Source organism: Streptomyces sp. NPDC015220, assembly GCF_043079345.1.
Lineage (GTDB): Bacteria > Actinomycetota > Actinomycetes > Streptomycetales > Streptomycetaceae > Streptomyces.
Genome location: NZ_JBIBUK010000005.1, coordinates 279819 through 302697, shown reverse-complemented (window position 1 = coordinate 302697; position 22879 = coordinate 279819). Strand labels below are relative to the sequence as shown.

Here is a 22879-nt window from a genome sequence, read left to right as displayed (position 1 = left end):
CGGGAGAGTACTCCCCGACCAGTTCCTATTCAGACACCAAGAACTCTGCATGACGTCATACAGACCGGGCAAGGGATCGGCCAAGTGTCGCCGGGGATGCACGGACGGCGACCAATCCTGTGCTAATCGTGAAGGGACGCGCTTCGCACGACCCCGGCGAAGGCGTCACGGCCCCCACCGCAGGGCCCTCGCGACGGCCGCCGCCGTCGGCGCGCCGACCGCAGCCCGGACGACGCCGACGGCGGTCGGCCCCGCGGGCCACCGCCCGCACCCCGGCCCCGGATCCCGCCCCACCCCGCGCCCCACCACCCACCAGGCGCCTTCTGCGGGCTCCCCCCGCCGGAATCGGGGGGCTGTCCCCAGTGCGGCGGGCGGCGGGGCTCCTTAGCGTGGTCCCCATGACCGGAATGGACGCGCGGGACGCCGACCTGAAGAAGGAACTCGACGCCACCCTGCATGCCCGCAGGGAACTGGGCGACGAGTACGAGTCCGCGCTGGTCGACTCGTTCCTGGAGAAGGTCGACCAGCGCATCGACGGAGCCGTCGAACGCCGGGTGCGCCGACAGCTCGCCGAGCAGCAGATGACGGTGGCCCGCGGGGCCCGGTCGCCGCAGCCCACCGACTCCTGGGGCGAACGCTTCGGCTTCGGCATCATCTCGCTGGTGCTGGCCGTCCCGCTGTCCGCGATCGGCGGCGGCGTGGCCCACCTCCCCGGCCTCATCGTCGCCTGGGCCGGGATCGTCGGCGTCAACGCGTTCCAGGCCGCCCGCGCCACCCCCGGCCTGTTCGGCGGCCGCCGCCGCCCGGCGGACGACGACGCCTGGGAGGACTGAGCCCGCCCGCCGGAGCGTCAGTCACGCGCCCGCGGACGAGCGGGGGCGGACGAGCGCCGGCGGACGACAGGGGTCGGGAGCCCGCCCGCGACATCGACGCGCCACCGTCCGGTGGCCGTCCGGAGGACAAGCGTGCGCGGGGACCGCCGCAACCCCCATCGCTGGGGGGCGGGACGACGGCGGTCCCCGCGAGGGACGCGGGCCGGGTCAGGGCCGGGCTTGCGCGTCCTGGGCGTCCATGGAGGTCCGGGAGCCGCTCCGGATGTCCGTGACGCCGTTTCGGTCGCCGGCCCGGAAGGGGAGCCGCTCCCTTCCCTGCCGACACCCCTCACTGTGCCGGACCCGTGTTAAGCGGGTGCTGCGTACACGTGACACGCTCGTACCAGTTCCGCGACCGGCCCTCAGCCACAGGTCACCGCGTGTTCCCCGGAACCGGCGGCGGTTGGCCGGGCGTTCGTTACTGCTTTCCGCCCTTGGCCAGGAAGGCGAGCAGGTCCTGCCGGCTGACCACGCCCGTCGGCTTGCCCTCCACCAGTACGATCGCCGCGTCGGCGACACCGAGCACCGACATCAGGTCGGCGACCGGCTCGCCGGATCCGACCTGCGGAAGCGGCGCGGACATGTGCTTCTCCAGCGGGTCCTCCAGCGACGCCCGCTTGGTGAACAGCGCGTCCAGCAGTTCCCGTTCGACCACGGATCCGACGACCTCGGCCGCCATGACGTCCGGGTGGCCCGCCCCCGGCTTCACGATCGGCATCTGCGAGACGCCGTACTCGCGCAGCACCTCGATGGCCTGGCCGACGGTCTCGTCCGGGTGCATGTGGACCAGTGAGGGAATGCCGCCCTCCTTGTCGCTCAGCACGTCACCGACGCGGGCGCTGGGGCCCTCGTCCTCCAGGAAGCCGTAGTCCGCCATCCACTCGTCATTGAAGATCTTGCTGAGGTACCCGCGGCCGCTGTCGGGGAGCAGGACGACCACGACGTCGTCGGGGCCGAGACGCTCGGCCACCTCCAGGGCCGCCACCACGGCCATGCCGCAGGAGCCGCCGACCAGCAGGCCCTCCTCCTTGGCCAGGCGGCGGGTCATCTGGAAGGAGTCCTTGTCGGATACGGCGACGATCTCGTCGGCGACGGTCCGGTCGTAGGCGGTGGGCCAGAAGTCCTCGCCCACGCCCTCGACGAGGTAGGGCCGCCCGGAACCGCCGGAGTACACCGAGCCCTCGGGGTCGGCGCCGATCACCTTGACCCTGCCGTCGCTGGCGTCCTTCAGGTAGCGGCCGGTGCCGGAGATGGTGCCGCCGGTGCCGACGCCCGCCACGAAGTGGGTGATCCCGCCCTCCGTCTGCTCCCACAGCTCGGGGCCGGTGGAGTGATAGTGCGACAGGGGGTTGTTCGGGTTGGAGTACTGGTCGGGCTTCCACGCGCCCGGCGTCTCACGGACCAGCCGGTCGGAGACGTTGTAGTACGAGTCCGGGTGCTCCGGCGCCACGGCCGTAGGGCAGACCACGACCTCCGCCCCGTACGCGCGCAGCACGTTGATCTTGTCGGTGGACACCTTGTCCGGGCAGACGAAGATGCACTTGTAGCCCTTCTGCTGGGCCACGATGGCGAGACCGACTCCCGTGTTCCCGCTGGTCGGCTCGACGATGGTGCCGCCGGGCTTCAGCTCCCCGCTCTGCTCCGCCGCCTCGATCATGCGCAGGGCGATGCGGTCCTTCACGGAGCCGCCGGGGTTGAAGTACTCGACCTTGGCCAGGACGGTCGCCTTGATGCCCTTGGTGACGTTGTTGAGCCGTACCAGCGGGGTGTTGCCGACGAGGCTGATCATCGAGTCGTGGAATCGCACCGTTGTCTCCGGTCGCTGCAAAAGATGTGGTCGTGGTGGTGCCGCCAGCCTAAGGCCAGGGCCGCGCCCGGGACGGGCGTTCACTCACTGTCGCGATTGGACGACGGTCGGTACGGGGCAAGGAGTGGGTGTACGGCTCTGCGGGAGGTGGCAGCCAGTCATGACGAGCATGTCGAGGGCGAGGGTGGCCCGGCGGATCGCGGCCGGCGCCGCGTACGGCGGCGGGGGGCTCGGCCTGGCCGGCGCGGCGGCCGTGGGGCTGCTGCTGGCCGAGGTGCGGCTGGCCCGGCGCCACGTGGGCAACGGTACGGACAACCATGTGCCGCTCGCCAACGGCCTGTACGGACACGTGTACGAAACCCCCGGCGAGCCTCCGCTGCGGCTGGTCATGCTCGGCGACTCCACGGCGGCGGGGCAGGGCGTGCACCGGGCCGGGCAGACGCCGGGCGCGCTGCTGGCCTCCGGCCTTGCGGCGGTGGCGGAGCGGCCGGTGCGGTTGCGGACCGTCGCGGTGACCGGGGCCCGTTCCGACGATCTGGACCGCCAGGTGGCCCTGGTGCTGGGCGATCCGGACCAGCCGCCCGACGTCTGCGTGATCATGATCGGCGCGAACGACGTGACCCACCGGATGCCGCCGACGCGTTCGGTGCGCCATCTGTCGGCGGCGGTACGGCGGCTGCGCACCGCGGGTGCGGAGGTGGTCGTGGGCACCTGTCCCGACTTGGGGACCATCGAGCCGGTGCAGCAGCCGCTGCGGTGGCTGGCCCGGCGGACCTCCCGGCAGCTGGCGGCGGCGCAGACCATCGGGGCGGTGGAGCAGGGGGGCCGCACGGTGTCGCTGGGCGACCTGCTGGGCCCGGAGTTCGAGGCGAACCCCCGGGAGCTGTTCGGTCCGGACAACTACCACCCGTCCGCCGAGGGGTACGCCACGGCGGCGATGGCGGTGCTGCCCACGGTGTGCGCGGCGCTCGGCCTGTGGCCGGCGGAGGAGGAGCGGCCGGACGTGTCGCGGCGGGAGGGGTTCCTGCCGGTGGCCCGGGCGGCGGCGGAGGCGGCGTCCGAGGCGGGCACCGAGGTCACGGCCGCGATGCCGACGGGGCCGCGGGGTCCGTGGGCCCTGCTCAAGCGGCGCCGTCGGCGCCGGGTGACGGAGCCGCGGCCCGCGCCGGTGGCCCCGTCGACACAGGGAGGTCCGTCGGCGTAGAAGCTCCGTCGACGCAGGGAAGCCCTGTCGGCGTGGGGAGGCCCTGTCGGCCTGGGGAGGCCCTGTCGGCGTGGGGAGGCCCTGTCGGCGTGGGGAGGCCCTGTCGGCGTGAGGAGGCCCTGTCGGCGTGGGGAGGCCCTGTCGGCGTGAGGAGGCCCTGTCGGCGTGGGGAGGCCCTGTCGGCCTGGGGAAGGAAGCTCGTACCGCTCCCGGCGGTCGCCGGTGTTCGGTGTGGGAGTGATCGTAGACGGAAAAGCAAGCGCTTAGAAAACTGCGGCCAGGGTCACACCGCCACCCCCGTGACCTGGACCATACGGACGGGTAACTTCCAGACAGCCGCCATCGACGCGCCCGCCCGTCGCCCGACCGCCACCCCGCGACGGGGCGCTGTGCGCCGCCTCATCGACATCGACTGGAGCCGTGATGCCCGAAGCCGTCATCGTCTCGACCGCCCGCTCCCCCATCGGCCGCGCCTTCAAGGGCTCCCTCAAGGACCTCCGTCCCGACGACCTGACCGCCACGATCATCCAGGCGGCGCTCGCCAAGGTTCCCGAGCTGGACCCGAAGGACATCGACGACCTGATGCTCGGCTGCGGTCTGCCCGGCGGCGAGCAGGGCAACAACCTCGGCCGGATCGTCGCCGTGCAGATGGGCATGGACCACCTGCCGGGCTGCACGATCACCCGTTACTGCTCCTCCTCGCTGCAGACCTCCCGGATGGCCCTGCACGCCATCAAGGCCGGCGAGGGCGACGTGTTCGTCTCGGCCGGTGTCGAGATGGTCTCCCGGTTCACCAAGGGCAACTCCGACAGCCTCCCGGACACGCACAACCCGTTCTTCGCCGAGGCGGAGGCGCGCACCGCGGCCGTCGCCGAGCGGGAGGGCACCACCTGGCACGACCCGCGCGAGGACGGCCTGGTCCCCGACGCCTACATCGCGATGGGTCAGACCGCCGAGAACCTGGCCCGTTGGAAGGGCGTCACCCGGCAGGAGATGGACGAGTTCGGCGTCCGCTCGCAGAACCTCGCCGAGCGGGCCATCGAGAACGGCTTCTGGGAGCGGGAGATCACCCCGGTGACCCTGCCCGACGGCACCGTCGTCGGCAAGGACGACGGCCCGCGCGCCGGCGTCACGATGGAGGGCGTGGCCGGTCTCAAGCCGGTCTTCCGCCCCGACGGCCTGGTCACCGCCGGCAACTGCTGCCCGCTCAACGACGGCGCCGCGGCCCTCGTCATCATGTCCGACACCAAGGCCCGCGAGCTGGGCCTGACCCCGCTCGCCCGCATCGTCTCCACCGGCGTCTCCGGGCTGTCCCCGGAGATCATGGGGCTCGGCCCGGTGGAGGCCTCGCGGCAGGCCCTGGGCCGGGCCGGCCTCACCATCGAGGACATCGACCTGGTGGAGATCAACGAGGCGTTCGCCGCCCAGGTGATCCCCTCCTACCGGGACCTCGGCATCGACCTGGACAAGCTGAACGTCAACGGCGGCGCCATCGCGGTCGGCCACCCGTTCGGCATGACCGGGGCGCGCATCACCGGCACGCTGATCAACTCCCTCCAGTTCCACGACAAGCAGTTCGGTCTGGAGACGATGTGCGTCGGCGGCGGCCAGGGCATGGCGATGGTCATCGAGCGCCTGAGCTGACACGCGGAGGTGGCCGCGCGGTGAACCTTAAGTGTCCGCCGTAGCACCAAGCGTGATCGAACGGCCCGGAATCCAGAAAACACCCGGATTCCGGGCCGTTCTGTGATCCAATCTCCCCCAGAGTGTGACCTGTCTCCTTCGGGGAGGGGATCTTCGCAGGTCAAGAGCGCCGCGCCAGGCGACTCAAGCATCCCAGAAGCCGCATTCCTGTCCGTTTCGTGACGTTCCGCACTGACAGCTGGATAGTCCACCCTTCAAGCTGATGTAGGAAGTCGGGGATCTACCTTGAACCCGGGAGTACGTCAGTGAGCGCCATGCCGATCGCCCTGCTGCTCACCACGGCCGCCACCGGCGCCGTGGGCGTGGCCGTCCTGCGCACCCTGTTCGCGCTGCGCCGTCAGGTCGCGGCGCTGCGGGAGCAGCTCGCCGAGAACCACGCCGCCACCGCGCGCGCCCTGCTGCCCGCCGCCCGCGGCCACGCGGACGCCGAGCAGATACGCGGTGCCGTGGTCCAGGCGCTCGCGGAGGAGCGGGAGCGCGAGCTCGCCGAGGCGCGGGCCTTCTGGGCGGCGCAGGAGGCGCGGGACGCCGCCGACGCGCCGTCCCTGCTCGGGCTGCCCGACAGCGAGCTGTTCCTGCCCCGGCAGGCCGACTTCGCCGGTCTGGAGCACCTGGAGCCGGTGACCGAGACCGGCGCGGACGCCGACGAGGCCCAGGGCGGCGTCGCCGGCGAGTCCGCCGAGCTGGCCGCGGCCCGCCGCCGGCACCCCTCGCACCCGGACTTCACCCCGCACCCGTCCCCGGTCGTGGGCGACCACGAGCGCACCGTGGCCACGCTGGAGCAGCTGGCCGAGTCCCGGGTGGAGCTGGCCGACGTCCGCCCCGGCCCGCTGGGCACCCTGGACGTCTACGTCTTCGCCGACGGCACGACCCTGTGCATGACGCCGGGCCACCGTGAGACCGCGGACCGCCTGGCCGCCGCCCTGCGCGCGGGCGAGTCCCCGGTCCTGCTGGGCGGTTCGGGCATCTCCGGCGCCTACACCCTGACCTTCGGCTGCGGCGAGGAGAACGTGTACATCCTGGCCGACCGGGTCATAGCCTCGCTGTAGCCGGCCGGCGCGCCGGTCACACCCCCGCGCGTTTGCGCGCCTCCTCCACCAGCCGGACCGCCTCCTCGACCTCGTCGTCGTTCTTCAGTACGAGCGCCAGGTCGTGTCCGGCCACGGTGATCTGGTCCGCCACGGCGAACATCCCCGCGTCGGGCATCTCCCGCGGCGGCTGCCCGGGGTTCTCGGCGAGCTGGGCGCGGCGGGCGAACTCCCTGGCCAGTCCCAGCGCCTCGGCCGCGGCGCTGCGTTGCAGCCGGCTCTGCGGCGCCGCCCTCAGACGGTCCGCGAAGTGATCCACTGCCCGGCTCAGCGATGTCGTGTCAACCACGCCGCGAGACTACGCGCCGCACCGGGACTGTTGCCAACGAGCGAACCCTCGGGCACGGTGACGTGAAGGACCGGCTTCGTCGAACGCGTCCGGAGGTGCCGATGTCCCAAGTCTTCTCCGAAGAGACCCATCGCAACCTGCTCGCCCGCATCCCCCAGTGCACCGGTCGTGAAGTCGCCGACTGGCTGCGCACCGTCGAAGAGGGCCCGGCGCTCTGTTTCGAGGAGAAGCTGAGCTGGCTCCGCCACGAGCACAACCTCGCGTACGGCCACGCCAAGGCGATCATCCACGAGTACGACCTGAGGAGGGCCGCGCGCAAGCTGCTCTAGGGTCTTCCGGCCCGGCGGAGCGGTGCCAGGGCCCGCGAGCCCGGCATGACCGGACGAGAGGCGCCGGGCGACGCCGCTCCGGGTGAGCCGAGCGGCGTGTCGACAGCGAAGGGCCCCGGCCGGAGCCGGGGCCCTTCGCGTGTCGCGCGGGTGACCGCTAGTCGTTCTGGTTGAGGATCGCGATGATCCGCAGGAACTCCATGTAGATCCACACCAGCGTCAGGGTGAGGCCGAACGCCGCGAGCCAGGCCTCCTCGCGCGGCGCGCCGTAGGCGACACCGTCCTCGACCTGCTTGAAGTCCAGGGCGAGGAAGCAGGCGCCGAGGATCACGCCGATGACGCCGAAGAGGACGCCGAGGCCGCCGCTGCGGAAGCCGAGACCGTCACCGCCGCCGAACACGGCGAACAGCATGTTCACCGCCATCAGCAGTACGAAGCCGAGCGCTGCCGCCATCACGAAGCCGTAGAACCGGCGGTTGACGCGGATCCAGCGGGCCTTGTACGCGATCAGCACGGCGGCGAAGACCGCCATCGTGCCGAGCACCGCCTGCATGGCGGCGCCGCTCGCGATGCGGTTGTCGACGACGCTGGAGACCACGCCGAGGAACACGCCCTCGAACGCCGCGTAGGTCAGGATCAGCGCGGGCGAGGCCTTGCGCTTGAAGGACTGCACGAAGCCCAGCACCATCGCGATCAGCGCGGCGCCGATCCCGATGCCGTACGACCGGGTGATGTTGGCGTCGTCGACCGGCAGCAGCGCCCAGGCGAGCGCGGCCGTGACGACCAGCACGCCGAGCGTGGAGGCGGTGCGCACGACGACGTCGTCCATCGTCATCCGGCCGGCGGCGGCCGGGGCCTGCGGCGGCGCGCCGTACTGCAGGTCCTGCTGGGCGTAGGGGTTCTGAGCGTAAGGGTTCTGCGCGTAGGGATCGCCGCTCGGCTGGGCGTACGGGTTGCCCTGCGCGTACGGATTGCCCTGCGTGCCGACTGCGGGGCCCCCGGCCTGCGGCGCGGTGTTGAAGCCCGCGTAGCCGTTGTCGCGGCTGAATCCCCGTCGCGAGAAGACCGGGTTTCTGCTCCTCATCTCACTCCTCCATGGCCATACGTCGTGGCCTTGGCTCAAGAGTAATGGAACGGCAAAGGATCGACCCTAGTACCTGGGAAGGATCTTTCCCTCGTCCTGTTGCGGAACACGCTACGCGGGCGGGTGATTCCCGGCGCGGGACGGCGCCATTCATGACCAACCTGGGACACGTCCGGAATCAGCCGGAGATCACCGGGCTCCGGGGGACGCCCCGTCAGCCGACCGGGTACCCCGTGTAGCCCTCGGCCAGGTCGGTGGCGGCCGCCCGGGAGGAGGCGATCCGGTCCAGGCGGGCGAGTTGCAGCCGCTCCTCGAAGGGGGTGGCGTCGGGGGCGCGGTGCAGCATGGTCGTCATGTCGTAGCTGAACCGCTCGGCCTGCCAGACCCGCCGCAGGCAGTTGGCCGAGTAGGCGTCCAGGAGCGCGTCGGAGCCGGTCTCCTCACGGTGCGTCAGCGCCCGCGCGAAGGTGACGACGTCCCCGACGGCGAGGTTGAGCCCCTTCGCTCCGGTCGGCGGCACGATGTGGGCGGCGTCCCCGGCGAGGAAGAGCCGCCCGTGGCGCATCGGCTCGTGGACGTAGGAGCGCATCGGGGTCACCGACTTCTGGGTGATCGGGCCCCGGTCCAGGGTCCAGTCGTCGTCGGTCTCCAGGCGGCGGTCCAGCTCGTCCCAGATCTCCCCGTCGCTCCAGCTCCGCGGGTCGGTGCCGACGGGCACCTGGAGGTAGAGGCGGGAGACGGACGGGGAGCGCATGGACAGCAGGGCGAAGCCGCGCTCGTGCCGGGCGTAGATCAGCTCGTCGTGCGAGGGGGCGACGTCGGCGAGGACGCCGAGCCAGCCGAAGGGGTACGTCCGTTCGAAGGTGCGCGAGAGCGGGGCGGGGACCGCCTTGCGGGCCACCCCCCAGAAGCCGTCGCACCCGACGACGTAGTCGCACTCCAGGACTTCCTCGCGTCCCTCGTGCCGGAACCGGACGCGGGGCCGGTCGCTCTCCGCGCCCTCCACGGCCAGTGCCTCCGCCTCGAACAGCAGCGGGCCGCCCTCCTTGAGCTGGAGGGCGATGAGGTCCTTGCAGACCTCGGTCTGGGCGTAGACCATCACCGACCGGCCGCCGGTCAGGCCCGGGAAGTCGACGCGGTGGCGCCGCTTGGCGAACCGCAGTTCGATGCCGTCGTGCCGCAGCCCCTCGCGGTCCATCCGCTCCCCGGCCCCGGCCGCGCGCAGCACGTCCACGGTGCCCTGCTCCAGGATGCCTGCGCGCTGGCGCTGCTCGACGTAGGCGCGGTCACGGCTCTCCAGGACGACCGAGTCGATCCCGGCGTTGCGGAGCAGCCGGGCGAGGAGCAGGCCGGCCGGGCCGGCTCCGATGATGCCGACGGTGGTGCGCATCGGTCGTTCCCTTCGGGTGGGCGTCTTTGCCGTGGTGTTCGCGGTGCCCGCGACGCGTTCGCTCAGTGAACTTTCCTTCACTAAGTTGACGGCAGTGTCCGCCCGGACCCGACCGATGTCAATGGTTCCGCCGCTCGCCGACGGCGGCCCCCGCCCCGCCGGGAGCGGCGACGCCCAGCGGGACCCGCTCCGGCGCCGGTGCGGCCCGGCCTGGAACGGGAGCGCGCGGAAACCCGGGCGGAGGAGTTGCCCGGGGCCGCCGAATCCCGTCGGCACTGGACCCGGCGACCGACGTTGTAACCACTACGCTCCCCGGAACGGGCCGCCCTTTCATGACCGGCGACGCGCTTCCTGTCTGCGGTGCCTGCCCGTCGAGGCGACGGCCCCGCGAATTTGGAGACTGTCTGCCGCTCAGGCGCCCACGGCGGAGAAGCCACCGTCCACGTGCAGTACCTGGCCCGTGATGGCGCGGGCCGCGTCGCTCAGCAGGAAGGCGACGGTGTCGGCCACCGGAGTGGCGTCCGCGGTGTCCCAGCCGAGCGGGGCACGTTCGGGCCACAGCTTCGCCAACTCGTCGAAGCCGGGGATGGACTTGCCGGCCATCGTCGTGATCGGGCCGGAGTCGACCGCGTTCACTCGGATTCCCTTCGGCCCCAGGTCCCGGGCGAGGTAGCGGTTGACCGACTCCAGGGCGGCCTTGGTGGGCCCCATCCAGTCATAGACCGGCCACGCCACGGTGGCGTTGAACGTCAGGCTGACCACCGAGGCACCGGTCTCGGATTTCTCCAGCAAGGGCAGCACACTCGTCGTCAGCGCCTTGAGGGAGAATGCCGAAACGTTCATGGCGGTTGCCACCGACTCGAACGGGGTGTTGAGGAAGTTGCCGCCGAGCGCGTCCTGCGGTGCGAAAGCGACGGCGTGCACCACGCCATCCAGGGCGTCCCAGCGGGCGGCGATCTGCTCGGCGAGAGCCGCCAGGTCGCTCGGCTCGGTGATGTCCGCGGACAGGCACGCCACCGGCTCCTTCGGCAGCCGCCCCGCGATGCGGCCCATGATGGAGGAGGGCCGCCCCGGGGCGTTGGCGAGGATCACGTCCGCGCCCGCCTTCGTCGCCGCCTCAGCGATCCGGAACCCCATGCTGGTCTCGGTGAGGACACCGAAGACCAGGATTCTCCTGCCACTCAGGTTCACGTCGTCAGTCCTTTCGCCACAGGCCGCAGATACCGTCCCGGTACTGGCCGTAGAAGTTGTGCAGGCTGGTCGTCAGGCCCCACGACCGAAGAGTCTCCTCGTCCAGGGGTGTGACATGGGTGGGGTCCTGCGCCAAAACGTCCACGACGCTGCTGTTGGGCGTCGTCACGACGAACCCCTTCAGCGCGCTTTCCTGCATTCGGCGGATCAGGTCCCCGGGGTTCTGGAGGTGCTCCAGCACCTCCAGGGCCGCGTACCAGCCGACGGGCCTCATCGGCCGCCAGGTGTCGAGGTCGAAGGTGCCGTCCAGCCACACGTCGAGGGGGGCGTACCGGCCGCGCCACCCGTACTCACCGCGCAGGAAGTAATCCAGCTCGGTGAGGCCGGCGCCGAGGTCGAAGAGGATGTCACCGTCGTCCAGGCCACTGGACCGAAGAGGTCGAGTCGGGCCGCGTGACGCGCCGCCTGCACGAGGTGGTCGGCATCCTCGGCCGTCACGACGCCGTCAGCGCCCGGGACGCCGCGCGGGAACTACGCGAGTACGTCCACGAGCGAGCGGCCGCCTGATGACCGACGTGGGGTTCACCCGATACGAGGGGCCTGCGCCGGCCGGCCGGCTCGACGCCTTCCTCCGGGCGTACGCGGAGGTCTACGCCGACCCGCCCTACCTTGAAGGGTGCCGCGAGGTCGCGGAGTTCATCGACCGTTACCAGGTCCACGCCCGCCGGCCCGGCATGCGCCTGATCATCGCCCGAGTCGGTGAGGAGGCGGTCGGCTTCACATACGGCTACTTCCTGGCCCCGGACACCCGCTGGTGGCACAACCTCCAGGACGTCACCCTGCCCGAGCCCTACATGCGAGAGGACGGCCATCGATCCTTCGCCATCATCGAGCTCGCCGTGCGCAAGGCGTGGCGCCGCCGCGGCATCGCGGCCGGCCTCCACGACCGCCTCCTCGACGGCGTCGACGCGGAGCGCGTCACGCTCACCGTCCGACCGGAGCCGGAGGCCGATCCCGCCCGTGACGCCTATCTTGCCTGGGGCTATCACAAAATCGGCATCTCCCACCCGTGGGAGGACGCCCCGCTCTATGAGTGCATGATCCGAGAATTACGGACCAGCTGACCCTCCGGTCTGGCGCCCTGCCACTCCCCGCCGGCCGTACCGCGGAGGCATGCCCCGACGCACCCGGTTCCCGGGCCGTTGGACGAGCCAAGGAGTAGCCCGTCCCCTGGAGCCGTGGGCCGGCGCCTGCCCTCAGGAGGCAACCTGCTGAACGACCGCCGCCAGGAACGAGTGCGCACCGCAGCCACACAATGGTGGCCTCGTCGTCGGCGTTCTTTCGCCTCGCGACGTACGTCATGGCAGGACACCGGCGGAGCACCGTGCGCCCATGGTGCTCCCGAACGGAGAGGGTGGAACAACCCAGGGGGCCGTTCCCCCGGTCAGACCATCTGTAGAGGGAGGTGCCCGGAACCGGACTTGAACCGGTACGCCCGCGAGGGGCAGCGAGGTTTAAGCTCGCCGTGTCTGCATTCCACCATCCGGGCCAGGCCTGGGGCTCCGCGCTGAGGTTCTGAGCCTATCGGGGCACACCCCCCGAACAGTGAGCGGGTGAGCTCATGTTGTCTTATTTTATTGAGGCCTGAGGGGGCATCAGCACCTGAATGCGGCCGTGGGCACTTGCCAACAGCCTTGCGGGCGACGGCGGGCCGCGCACGCGAAATGACGGAATTTCACCGTCCGAACAAGGTGCTCCACCCGTTCTCGACACCTCCGTCCGGGGGAGGCACGCCCGCCCCGCCCCGGGCCGGCCGCCGACGCGGCTGCCGACGCGGTTGTCAGGGGCGTCCCTCATCCCCAGGTATGACGCGGGCCGCCACCGTCCGTCCGTGGTCGCCCCCAGGAACCGGAGCAGCGGCTGACGTCACGGGCCTGATCCGTCACGACGATGGAACACGTCCCCGAGAACATCGTCGTCCCGTCAGGAGCACCCACCCGTGACCACCTCCTCCATCGCCGGCCGGACCACCTCCGTGGCCGCGCGCGCCACGGATCTCTCGAAGATCTACGGACAGGGCGAGACCCAGGTGGTCGCCCTCGACCGGGTCTCCGTCGACTTCGCGCAGGCCGAGTTCACCGCGATCATGGGCCCCTCCGGGTCCGGCAAGTCCACGCTGATGCACTGCGTGGCGGGCCTGGACACCTTCTCGTCCGGTTCGGTGCGCATCGGTGACACCGAACTGGGCTCGCTGAAGGACAAGCAGCTCACCAGGCTGCGCCGGGACAAGATCGGGTTCATCTTCCAGGCGTTCAACCTGCTGCCGACGCTGACGGCCCTGGAGAACATCACCCTGCCCATGGACATCGCGGGCCGCAGGCCGGACAAGCAGTGGCTGGACACCGTGATCCGGATGGTCGGGCTCGCCGACCGGCTGGGCCACCGGCCGTCCCAGCTCTCCGGCGGCCAGCAGCAGCGCGTCGCCGTGGCCCGCGCGCTGGCCGCCCAGCCGGAGATCATCTTCGGTGACGAGCCCACCGGCAACCTCGACTCGCGCTCGGGCGCCGAGGTCCTCGGCTTCCTGCGCAACTCGGTGCGGGAGCACGGCCAGACGGTGGTGATGGTCACCCACGACCCGGTGGCGGCGGCGTACGCGGACCGGGTGGTGTTCCTCGCCGACGGCCGCATCGTGGACGAGGTGTACGGGCCGACGGCGGACGCGGTCCTCGACCGCATGAAGCAGTTCGACGCCAAGGGCCGCACCAGCTGACCCCACGGCGCCGCGCCGAGGGTCGCATCCACCGACCCCACGGCGCGGCGCGACGCCGGGATCCGCGCCGGCCGGCCGCACGGCCCGGCGCCGTCGGACCGCGCCGGCCCGCCTCCCGCCCGGGCACGCCCCGGCGGACCCGCCCTCCTCCCCCACCTCGCACCCCTGGACTGAGACGACCCATGTTCCGCACCGCCTTGCGCAACGTACTCGCGCACAAGGCCCGGCTCCTGATGACCGTGCTCGCCGTCATGCTCGGCGTGGCCTTCGTGTCGGGGACCCTGGTCTTCACCAACACCATCTCGGACGCCTACCAGAACAGCTCCGCCAAGGGCTTCGACCACGTCGACGTGGCCGTCGAGGCCAAGTACCAGGAGAGCAGGGGAGACCGGGTCGGCAGGACGCCCGAGCTGACCCGGGCGCTGCTGGACCGGAGCGCCCGGGTGCCGGGGGCTGCCGACGCCATCGGCGTGGTGCGCGGCTTCACCGCCATCGCCGACAAGGACGGCGATCTGATCGGCGGCGGCTTCCGGTCGGAGGGCGGCAACTACTGGGGGTCCGACGACCCCCGCTACCCGATCACCGCCGGCGCCGCCCCGCACGGCGCGGACCAGGTCCTCATCGACTCCGAGACCGCCCGGCGGGCCGGCTACGAGGTCGGCGACACCGTGCGCGTCTCCGTCGACGGCCCCGTCCTGACCCCCACCGTCAGCGGGATCTTCACCACCGACGACGGCAACGTCGCCGCCGGTGGCAGCCTCGCCCTGTTCGACACCGCCACCGCCCAGAAGCTCTTCGGCAAGCCGGGCACGTTCGACGAGATCGACGTGACCGCGAAGGCCGGCACCAGTCAGACCGCGCTGAAGGCGCAGCTCGACCGGGCGCTGCCGAAGGGCAGGACCGAGACCACCACCGGGAAGAAACTCGCCGACGACCAGGCGGAGGCGATCTCCTCGTCGATGAGCAGCATGAAGCAGGGCCTGCTGGTCTTCGCCGGGATCGCGCTCTTCGTCGGCACCTTCATCATCGCCAACACCTTCACCATGCTGGTCGCCCAGCGCACCAAGGAACTGGCGCTGCTGCGCGCGGTCGGCGCCTCCCGCCGGCAGGTCACCCGGTCGGTGCTGATCGAGGCGTTCGTGGTGGGCGCGGTGGCCGCCGTGACAGGTCTGCTGGCCGGCATCGGCATCGGCGCCGGACTCAGGTCGCTGATGGGCTCGTTCGGCGCCACCGTCCCGGACGGGCCGCTGGTGATCACCCCCGGCACGGTGGCCGCCGCCCTCGCGGTCGGCGTCCTCGTGACCATGCTGGCCGCGTGGCTGCCGGGCCGGCGCGCCGCCAAGATCCCGCCGGTGGCGGCGATGAGCAGCGTGCACGCGCGGGCCACCACCAAGTCGCTGGTGCTGCGCAACACCTTCGGCGCCCTGTTCTCCGCGGCCGGCGTCGCGGTGGTCCTGGCGGCCACCACGATGGACTCCGACTCCGCCCAGGCCCCGATGGGCCTCGGCGCGGTGCTGCTGATCATCGGTGTGTTCATCCTGACCCCGCTGCTGTCCCGGCCGCTGATCGCGGCCGCAGCACCGGTCCTGCGCGTGTTCGGCGTCTCCGGCAAGCTGGCCCGGCAGAACTCGGTGCGCAACCCGCGCCGCACCGCGGCCACCGCGTCCGCGCTGATGATCGGGCTCACCCTGATCACCGGCATGACGGTGATGGCGGGCAGCCTGCAGCACTCGATCGACCGGATGGCGTCCTCCGCGATCCGCGCCGACTACGTGGTGTCGATGGCGAACGGCAACGGCCTCTCCGCCGATGTCGAGAAGAGGCTGACGGCCGCCGACGGCGTCACCGCCACCAGCCCGCTGCGCAGCGCGCCCTCCCGCATCGACGGCGACACCGAGTACCTGACCGGCGTCAACGGCGCCACGATCGGGAAACTGACCGACCTCAAGGTCGACGACGGCTCCTTCACGGTGGGCGGCTCCCGGGTCGTGGTCGACGACCGGACCGCGAAGTCGCACCACTGGACGGCGGGCTCCGGCTTCACCGTCGCCTACGAGGACGGCGGCAAGCAGCGGCTGACGGTCGCCGGCGTCTACCAGGGCAACGACATGATCAGCGGGATCATGCTCGACAACGCCACGCTGGCGCCGCACCAGAGCGACCCGACCGACATGCAGATCATGGTGAAGACCGCTGACGGGGCGTCCGGTGCCACCAAGGACAAGCTCACCGAGGCGCTCGGCTCGAACCCGGCGATCAAGGTGCAGAGCAAGAAGGACATCTCCAACGACATCGCCCAGATGTTCACCCTGATGCTGAACATGCTCTACGGCCTGCTCGCCATGGCGGTGATCGTCGCGGTCCTCGGGGTCATCAACACCCTGGCGATGTCGGTCTTCGAACGCTCGCAGGAGATCGGCATGCTCCGCGCCATCGGCCTGGACCGCAAGGGCATCAAGCGGATGGTCCGTCTGGAGTCCCTGGTGATCTCCCTGTTCGGCGGGGTGCTCGGTATCGGCCTGGGCGTGTTCTTCGGCTGGGCGGCCGGTGAACTGATCGGCACCAAGATGTCGACGTACGAGCTGGTCCTGCCCTGGGGCCGGATGGCCGTCTTCCTGCTGCTGGCGGCGGCGGTCGGCGTCCTGGCGTCCCTGTGGCCGGCCCGGCGCGCGGCCCGCCTGAACATGCTGCAGGCCATCAAGTCCGAGTGACGCCGGCCGTGCCGAAGGGGTCCCGTTCCGCGCCGGAACGGGACCCCTTCGGTGTGCCCGCCGGGTCCGCTACGCGTCCGGCGCGCCCCAGGTGCGGGCCCGCAGGGGCAGCCCCGAGCCGCCGGACTCGGGCGTCTTCACGGCGAGCACCTGGTTGACGCCGATCCGGTTGCGCTCGAAGGCGACGGCGGAGGCGGCCATGTAGAGCTGCCAGACTCGGGCGCGGCCCGGGCTGGTGAGCCGTACCGCGCGGTCCCAGTCCGCCTCCAGGTTGGCGACCCAGCGGCGCAGGGTGAGGGCGTAGTGCTCGCGGATCGACTCCACGTCGCGCACCTCGAACCCGGCCCGCTCCAACTGGGTGACGGTGGTGCCCACGGGGGCGAGTTCGCCGTCCGGGAAGACGTAGGCGTCGATGAAGTCGTCCACCTGGTACGCCGACTCGTCGCGCTGCGGGCGGCGGCCGATCTGGTGGTTGAGGAGCCGGCCGCCGGGCTTCAGCAGGGCGTACAGGTCGTTCGCGTACTCCAGGTAGCGGGCGGCGCCGACGTGCTCGGCCATGCCGATGGAGGAGATGGCGTCGTACGGGCCGTCGGCCACGTCCCGGTAGTCCTGGACGCGGATCTCCACCCGGTCGGTCAGCCCCTCGTCGGCGACGCGCTTGCGGGCGTACGCCGCCTGCTCCTGGGAGAGGGTGACGCCGACGACGCTCACGCCGTGCTCGCGGGCGGCGTGGATGGCCATGGAGCCCCAGCCGCAGCCGACGTCGAGGAGACGCTGACCGGGCTTCAGGCCGAGCTTGCGGCAGATGAGTTCGAGCTTGTCGCGCTGCGCCTCCTCGAGGGTGGCGGCGGGCTCGGGGGCCGGCCAGTAGGCGCAGGAGTACACCATGGACGGCCCGAGGACGATCTCGTAGAAGTCGTTGCCGACGTCGTAATGGTGGCTGATGGCGCGCTTGTCGGAGCGCCGGGTGTGCAGGTGCCCGGGCCGGCGGCGGACCTCCTCGGGGGGCGGGGCGGGCGGCAGCGGTGGTCCGGCCAGCCGCACCAGGCCGCGCACGGCGGCCCGCGCCTCGGGGTCGCGCAGCGCCCGGCCGAGGCCCGGGGCGTCCTCGCCCCGCTCCCAGATGAGCCCGGACATCAGGTCGAGGGCGGTGTAGAGGTCGCCCTCCACGGTCAGGTCGCCGGCCACCCAGGCCCGGGCCAGGCCCAGTTCGCCGGGTTTGAACAGCAGCCTGCGCAGGGCTCGGCGGTTGCGTACGACGAGCGTCGGCGCGCCGGGCGGTCCCGCCTCCGAACCGTCCCAGGCGCGCACACGCACCGGTAGCGGCTTCCCCAGCAACTGTTCGAGCAGTCTCGTGAGCCGCAGCGCGGCATCGGGCATGGTGCACACCTCCGTGACGACGAACGCCGGAATGTCATCCACCACGTAAACACCGGGACGCCCGTGACGCAGTCCCGCAAGCGGGTTACGACTGGGCAAAACAGTTGCACCAGCCACTCATCGGCGGGTCCGCACCTGGGCCGCCCCCGACGGGCGGGCCGCCGGGCGGTCTCCGGACACGCCGAAGGGGCCGCCCGCACCACGGATGGCGGGCGGCCCCTTCGGGTCGTTCAGTGACCGGGGACGGGACGACCGGGCGTCAGGACGCCTTGGCCTTCTCCTCGGTCTTCGGCGCGGCGGCGACCGGCGCCGGCTTGGCGGCCTCGTAGAACTCCTCGCGGGGGTTCTCCATGGCGCCCAGGGAGACGACCTCGCGCTTGAGGAACATGCCGAGGGTCCAGTCGGCGAAGACGCGGATCTTGCGGTTGAAGGTCGGCATCGCCATGCCGTGGTAGCCGCGGTGCATGTACCAGGCGAGACGGCCCTTGAGCTTGATCTTCATCTTGCCCATGACGATCATCGCGACGCCCTTGTGCAGGCCGAGGCCCGCGACCGCGCCCTTGTTGGCGTGGCTGTACTCCTTCTGCGGGAAGCCCCGCATGCCGGAGACCACGTTGTCGCCGAGGACCTTCGCCTGGCGCAGCGCGTGCTGGGCGTTCGGCGGGCACCAGGCGTTCTCGTTGCCCGCCTTGCGGCCGACGAGGTCGGGCACCTGGGCGTTGTCGCCGGCGGCCCAGATGTAGTCCGTGCCCTGCACCTGGAGGGTGGGGGCGCAGTCGACGTGGCCGCGCGGGCCGAGGGGCAGGCCGAAGCGGGTCAGCGCCGGGTTGGGCTTGACGCCGGCCGTCCAGACGATGGTGTTGGAGTCGACCTCGAGGCCGTTCTTCAGCACGACGTGACCGTCGACGCAGGAGTCCATGGAGGTGGAGAGGTAGATCTCCACGCCGCGGCTCTCCAGGTGCTCCTTGCCGTACTGGCCGAGCTTGGGGCCGACTTCGGGAAGGATCTTGTCGGCGGCGTCGACGAGGACGAAGCGCATGTCCTCGCGGGAGACGTTCTTGTAGTACTTGGCCGCGTCCCGGGCCATGTCCTCGACCTCACCGATGGTCTCCGCACCGGCGAAGCCGCCGCCGATGAAGACGAAGGTGAGCGCCTTGCGGCGGATCTCCTCGTCGGTGGTGGAGTCGGCCTTGTCGAGCTGCTCGAGGACGTGGTTGCGCAGGCCGATGGACTCCTCGATGCCCTTCATGCCGATGCCCTGCTCGGCGAGGCCGGGGATCGGGAAGGTGCGGGAGACCGCGCCCATGGCGATGACCAGGTAGTCGAAGGGCAGCTCGTACGCCTCGCCGACCAGCGGGGCGATCGTGGCGACCTTGCGGTCCTGGTCGATGGTGGTGACCCGGCCGGTGAGGACCTCCGCCTTGGGAAGCACGCGTCGCAGCGGGACGACGACGTGTCGCGGGGAGATGCTGCCGGCGGCGGCTTCGGGGAGGAAGGGCTGGTAGGTCATGTACGACCGGGGGTCGACGACCGTGACGGTCGCCTCGCCGTAGCGCATCTTCTTGAGGATGCGCCGAGCTGCGTACAGGCCTACGTACCCACCGCCTACTACGAGGATCCTGGGACGCTCCGTGGTGCTCATGGCATCGAGTATCCACCTGTCCCAGGGGGGCCTCTCGTGCGCCCCTTCACAAGCTTCCGGGGGGGCTGTGTTAAACTCCGCGGCTCACTTCCCGCAGAACTAAGCGGCGGAAGGTGACCGGCGTCCGCTTCCGACCGTTGTCAAGGCCGCGTGAGCTGCCACTCCGGGTTCCGACGGTCCCGCGGAAAGGTCTCGTCAGGCCCTTGCGGAATCCCGGACGGACGCTCCTTCGAGCAGCCTCGAAGGCCCGTTGAGCCCCCGAACGGACCCCTGTGAGCCCTTGAGTCCTCCTGCGGGACCGAATCTCTTGTGAAGAACTTCACGAAGTTTTCCGACAGAGCGTCGGGCGACGCGACGAAAGGCGCCCGGAAGCCCGCTCATGCGTCCTCATCACTGCTCAAGAGAGGTTACCGGCCAGTAGCAAGGGGGCGGTAGCCGCACTTCCGCGAAGAGACCGGCGTCACCGGCCGGCCTCGGACCGCCGCCCCCTTCACCGCCGGCACCCCGTGCCGTGCGCGGGGTGCCGGCCCCCGTGCCGCCCGGGGGCCCTGACGACCGCCCCGCCCCGGCGATCGCGGCTCCGGCCCGGGCCGCCCGGGCCTCAGATGCCGCCCGTGCCGCCCGTGCCGCCGGTGCCGCGGGTCCAGCGCGTTCCGCGCCCTCCGCCGGGCTCCCGGGCCCCACGGGCCTCGCCGGTGTCGGCGGCGGTGTCCTCGAACCCCTCGGCCTCGCCCTTGATGTGCTCCTTGCGGACGCGTCCGCGCACCGTCTCCTGGGTGATGTGCTCCTCCGTGGTCAGCCGGACCCGTTCGACGGGCACCGCCTCGATCTCCACCACCGGGCGCTCCTCGTACACGATCACCTCGTGCACGGCCTCGCCGATGTCCGGCCCGGACAGGGCGGCGTCGCGGTTGGCGTCCGTGATCGGCTCCCGCTCCACGCGCACCTCCTCGTGGCGCAGCGGCACCGTCTCCTCCACCTCCTCGGTGACCACGTACTTGCGCAGCCTGGCGCGGCCCGCCTCACGGCGTTCGACGCTGACGCGCAGGCGTTCCTCGGAGCGCGTCATGGCCTCGCCGCGTCCCAGCTCCGTACGGGCCCGGTCCTCCGTACGGGCCCGGTCCTCGGCCCGCGCACGGCCCGCCGCGCCGGCCACCGCACCACCGGCCGTCCCGGCCTCCCCGGCCGTGAACCGTCCGGTCCCGGCCGCGGCCTGCCCGCTCCCGGCCGTGGTCCACCCGGTGCCCGTTCCGGCCGGGGTCCGCCCGGTCGCCGTCCCGGCCGGGGTCCGCCCGGTTTCCGTCCCCGCCGGGGTCCGTCCGGCTCCGGCCGCCGTGCGCCCGGGCGCCGCCGCCGGGGCGGCCGTTCCCGCGGCACCCGCCGCGGCGTCCGTGACCGAGGGGCCCGCCCGGCCGCCCTCGGCGGCCGCACCGGGACGGCCCGCGGCGTCGCCCCGCTCGAGACCGTAGTAGTCGTACAGCCGGTGCTCCGCGGCCTTGGAGAGGTGGCCGCTCGCGTCGACGTCGATGTGCGGAGCGCCCTTGACCTTGTCCTTGCGGTAGGGGACCTCCAGGTGGTCCCGCACCACGGATGCCTCCCGGGTGGGCACGAACGTCTCGTGCGAGCCGAACAGGCCCGTCCTGACGGTCACGAACTCCGGCAGCCCGGTCACGTCGTCGAGGTAGACGTGCTTGGCCTCACCGATCCTGTTGCCGTCGCCGTCACGGACCGCGTGATCCAGCACGGCCACGATCTGCTCTCTGGTGATCATGTCCCCTCGCCTTCCTTCCGGAGAACCCCCCTTGCGGGTGTTCCGGACAAAAGGCGCGAAACGACTCAAGCAGAGAAAAGACCACGGTGCGACTACGCCACCGACCAGGCGATGCCGTCCAGGATGTCGTGTTCGCTGACCACGACCTCCTCCGCGCCGATACGTTCCATGATCGCGAGCAGTACCAGGGCGCCCGCCCCGATCACGTCGACCCGGCCGGGGTGCATGGACGGGATCGTGGCGCGCTCGGCGTGCGTGGAGTGGAGCAGCGTCCTCGTGATCTCTCGGACCCGGTCGTGGGAGATCCGCGAGTGGTGGATGCGCGCCGAGTCGTACTCCGGCAGGTCCTGCGCGATCGCCGACACCGTCGTCACCGACCCGGCCAGGCCCACCAGGGTGTGCGCCTCGCGCAGCGGGACCGTCTCCTCGGCCAGGTCGAGGGCCGCCTCGATGTCGGCCCTTATCGCCGCGATCTGCTCCTCGGTGGGCGGGTCGCTCACCACGCCGTCGCGGACCAGGTGCCGCTCGGTCATCCGGACGCAGCCCACGTCCACCGAGCGCGCCGCCCGCACGTGTTCGCCTCCGACGACGAACTCCGTGGAGCCGCCGCCGATGTCCACCACCAGGAACGGCTTGGCGAGGTCGTCACGGCCCGTCAGTTCCTTCGTCGCGCCCGTGAAGGAGAACTCCGCCTCCTGGTCGCCGGAGATCACCTCGGGTTCGACGCCGAGGATGTCCACCACCCCGCGCACGAACTCGTCCCGGTTCTCCGCGTCCCGGGAGGCGGAGGTGGCCACGAAGCGCAGCCGTTCGGCGCCGTGCTCCTTGATGACCTCGGCGTACTCGCGGCAGGCCGCGAAGGTGCGCTCCAGCGCCTCGGGGGCGAGCCGGCCGGTGCGGTCGACGCCCTGGCCCAGCCGGACGATCGTCATCCGCCGGTCCAGGTCGACCAGTTCGCCCGTCTCGGGATGCGCGTCCGCCACGAGCAGACGGATGGAGTTGGTACCGCAGTCGATGGCGGCGACCCGGGTCACTTGTCCTCCTCGTCGATCGGCTCGACGGCGAGGCGGCCCTCGCCGTCGCTCGCCGTCCCCGCCTGCGGCCCGTCGCCGGACGTCGGTCCGGGCACCGTCACGCACGGCCCCTTGCGCCACCACTCGGGCAGCATCGCGATCGCCTCGTCGCCCAGCGGGTTCACACCCGGCCCGGCGGCCAGCGAGTGGGCGACCAGGACGTGCAGGCACTTGACCCGGTCCGGCATGCCGCCCGCGCTCGGGAAGCCCGTCAGCTCCTCGATCTCGTCACGGCGCCGGATGTAGTCCTCGTGCGCCGCCCGGTACGCCGCCGCCAGTTCCGGGTCGGTGGCCAGCCGCTCCGTCATCTCCTTCATCACGCCGTCCGCCTCCAGTGTGCCGATCGCCGAGGCGGCGCGCGGGCACGTCAGGTAGTACAGCGTCGGGAAGGGCGTGCCGTCGGGCAGCCGCGGGGCCGTCTCCACGACGTCCGGCTGCCCGCACGGGCAGCGGTGCGCGATCGCCCGCAGGCCGCGCGGCGGCCGCCCGAGCTGCTGCTTGAATGCCTCGACGTCCGCGTCGGTGGGTTCGGTGCGCTCGGTGGGCGGCGGAGGGGTTTCCATGCCTGTCTTTC

The 22879-nt window shown here is 71.6% G+C and carries 19 protein-coding genes and 1 tRNA gene; 8 read left to right on the top strand and 12 right to left on the bottom strand.

The genetic code is table 11. The features are described from left to right. Positions 1-407 precede the first annotated feature (407 nt). On the top strand, positions 408-833 hold the full coding sequence (locus tag ACF061_RS14920; protein ID WP_392267328.1) for a hypothetical protein: 426 nt from the start codon (positions 408-410) through the stop codon (positions 831-833). A gap of 457 nt (positions 834-1290) precedes the next feature. On the opposite strand, the gene ACF061_RS14915 is transcribed toward ACF061_RS14920, so the two are convergent. Further along, entirely contained in the window at positions 1291-2679 is a 1389-nt protein-coding gene (locus ACF061_RS14915; protein WP_392267272.1) for a cystathionine beta-synthase, read from the bottom strand. 160 nt (positions 2680-2839) lie between these two features. Here ACF061_RS14915 and ACF061_RS14910 point away from each other — a divergent pair, with 160 nt between their 5' ends. The 3 genes from ACF061_RS14910 to ACF061_RS14900 all read left to right on the top strand — a co-directional run bounded on the left by ACF061_RS14910 (position 2840) and on the right by ACF061_RS14900 (position 6636). Beyond that, positions 2840-3883, top strand: coding sequence for an SGNH/GDSL hydrolase family protein (locus ACF061_RS14910; RefSeq protein WP_392267271.1), 1044 nt, complete (start codon positions 2840-2842; stop codon positions 3881-3883). Positions 3884-4306: 423 nt separating this feature from the next. Next, positions 4307-5527, top strand: coding sequence for an acetyl-CoA C-acetyltransferase (locus ACF061_RS14905; RefSeq protein WP_392267270.1), 1221 nt, complete (start codon positions 4307-4309; stop codon positions 5525-5527). A 305-nt stretch (positions 5528-5832) separates the two neighbouring features. Further along, a complete protein-coding gene (locus ACF061_RS14900) occupies positions 5833-6636 on the top strand; it encodes a hypothetical protein (protein ID WP_392267269.1) in 804 nt (267 codons plus the stop codon). 16 nt (positions 6637-6652) lie between these two features. On the opposite strand, the gene ACF061_RS14895 is transcribed toward ACF061_RS14900, so the two are convergent. Next, positions 6653-6964: a hypothetical protein gene (locus ACF061_RS14895; RefSeq protein ID WP_392267268.1), complete on the bottom strand. Its 312-nt coding sequence runs from the start codon at positions 6962-6964 to the stop codon at positions 6653-6655. 101 nt (positions 6965-7065) lie between these two features. On the opposite strand from ACF061_RS14895, the gene ACF061_RS14890 reads away from it, so the two are divergent. Next, positions 7066-7293: a DUF4287 domain-containing protein gene (locus ACF061_RS14890; RefSeq protein WP_392267267.1), complete on the top strand. Its 228-nt coding sequence runs from the start codon at positions 7066-7068 to the stop codon at positions 7291-7293. A 157-nt stretch (positions 7294-7450) separates the two neighbouring features. Here ACF061_RS14890 and ACF061_RS14885 read toward each other — a convergent pair whose 3' ends face one another. The 4 genes from ACF061_RS14885 to ACF061_RS14870 all read right to left on the bottom strand — a co-directional run bounded on the left by ACF061_RS14885 (position 7451) and on the right by ACF061_RS14870 (position 11274). Continuing rightward, the gene (locus ACF061_RS14885) at positions 7451-8377 is read right to left on the bottom strand and encodes a Bax inhibitor-1/YccA family protein (protein WP_392267266.1); all 927 of its coding nucleotides are present in this window, start codon (positions 8375-8377) and stop codon (positions 7451-7453) included. Between the two features lie 214 nt (positions 8378-8591). Beyond that, positions 8592-9767 carry a 4-hydroxybenzoate 3-monooxygenase gene (locus ACF061_RS14880; RefSeq protein ID WP_392267265.1) on the bottom strand — a complete coding sequence of 392 codons (1176 nt, stop codon included), beginning with the start codon at positions 9765-9767 and terminating at the stop codon, positions 8592-8594. Positions 9768-10178: 411 nt separating this feature from the next. After that, positions 10179-10958: an enoyl-ACP reductase FabI gene (gene fabI, locus ACF061_RS14875; RefSeq protein ID WP_392267264.1), complete on the bottom strand. Its 780-nt coding sequence runs from the start codon at positions 10956-10958 to the stop codon at positions 10179-10181. 4 nt (positions 10959-10962) lie between these two features. Then, complete coding sequence (locus tag ACF061_RS14870; protein ID WP_392267263.1) at positions 10963-11274, bottom strand: hypothetical protein; 312 nt, start codon at positions 11272-11274, stop codon at positions 10963-10965. Between the two features lie 250 nt (positions 11275-11524). Between ACF061_RS14870 and ACF061_RS14865 the strand changes: the two genes are divergently transcribed. Beyond that, positions 11525-12082: a GNAT family N-acetyltransferase gene (locus tag ACF061_RS14865; protein WP_392267262.1), complete on the top strand. Its 558-nt coding sequence runs from the start codon at positions 11525-11527 to the stop codon at positions 12080-12082. A 342-nt stretch (positions 12083-12424) separates the two neighbouring features. Here the strand turns inward: ACF061_RS14865 and ACF061_RS14860 are convergent. Beyond that, positions 12425-12507 (bottom strand) — tRNA-Leu (locus ACF061_RS14860). Positions 12508-12957: 450 nt separating this feature from the next. On the opposite strand from ACF061_RS14860, the gene ACF061_RS14855 reads away from it, so the two are divergent. Together ACF061_RS14855 and ACF061_RS14850 are read left to right on the top strand one after the other, a co-directional pair. Then, positions 12958-13728 (top strand): ABC transporter ATP-binding protein, encoded by a 771-nt coding sequence (locus tag ACF061_RS14855; RefSeq protein WP_392267261.1) that lies wholly within the window; start codon positions 12958-12960, stop codon positions 13726-13728. A 182-nt stretch (positions 13729-13910) separates the two neighbouring features. Further along, the gene (locus ACF061_RS14850; protein WP_392267260.1) at positions 13911-16439 is read left to right on the top strand and encodes an ABC transporter permease; all 2529 of its coding nucleotides are present in this window, start codon (positions 13911-13913) and stop codon (positions 16437-16439) included. Between the two features lie 69 nt (positions 16440-16508). On the opposite strand, the gene ACF061_RS14845 is transcribed toward ACF061_RS14850, so the two are convergent. The 5 genes from ACF061_RS14845 to ACF061_RS14825 form a co-directional block, all read right to left on the bottom strand. Next, entirely contained in the window at positions 16509-17819 is a 1311-nt protein-coding gene (locus ACF061_RS14845) for a class I SAM-dependent methyltransferase (RefSeq protein WP_392267259.1), read from the bottom strand. A 259-nt stretch (positions 17820-18078) separates the two neighbouring features. Next, complete coding sequence (locus tag ACF061_RS14840; protein WP_392267258.1) at positions 18079-19461, bottom strand: NAD(P)/FAD-dependent oxidoreductase; 1383 nt, start codon at positions 19459-19461, stop codon at positions 18079-18081. A gap of 601 nt (positions 19462-20062) precedes the next feature. After that, a complete protein-coding gene (locus ACF061_RS14835) occupies positions 20063-21232 on the bottom strand; it encodes a DUF2382 domain-containing protein (protein ID WP_392267257.1) in 1170 nt (389 codons plus the stop codon). Positions 21233-21324: 92 nt separating this feature from the next. Further along, positions 21325-22266 carry an exopolyphosphatase gene (locus ACF061_RS14830; protein ID WP_392267256.1) on the bottom strand — a complete coding sequence of 314 codons (942 nt, stop codon included), beginning with the start codon at positions 22264-22266 and terminating at the stop codon, positions 21325-21327. Next, entirely contained in the window at positions 22263-22868 is a 606-nt protein-coding gene (locus ACF061_RS14825; protein WP_392267255.1) for a DUF501 domain-containing protein, read from the bottom strand. Before ACF061_RS14825 ends, ACF061_RS14830 begins: the two co-directional genes overlap by 4 nt. Between the last annotated feature and the right edge of the window lie 11 nt (positions 22869-22879).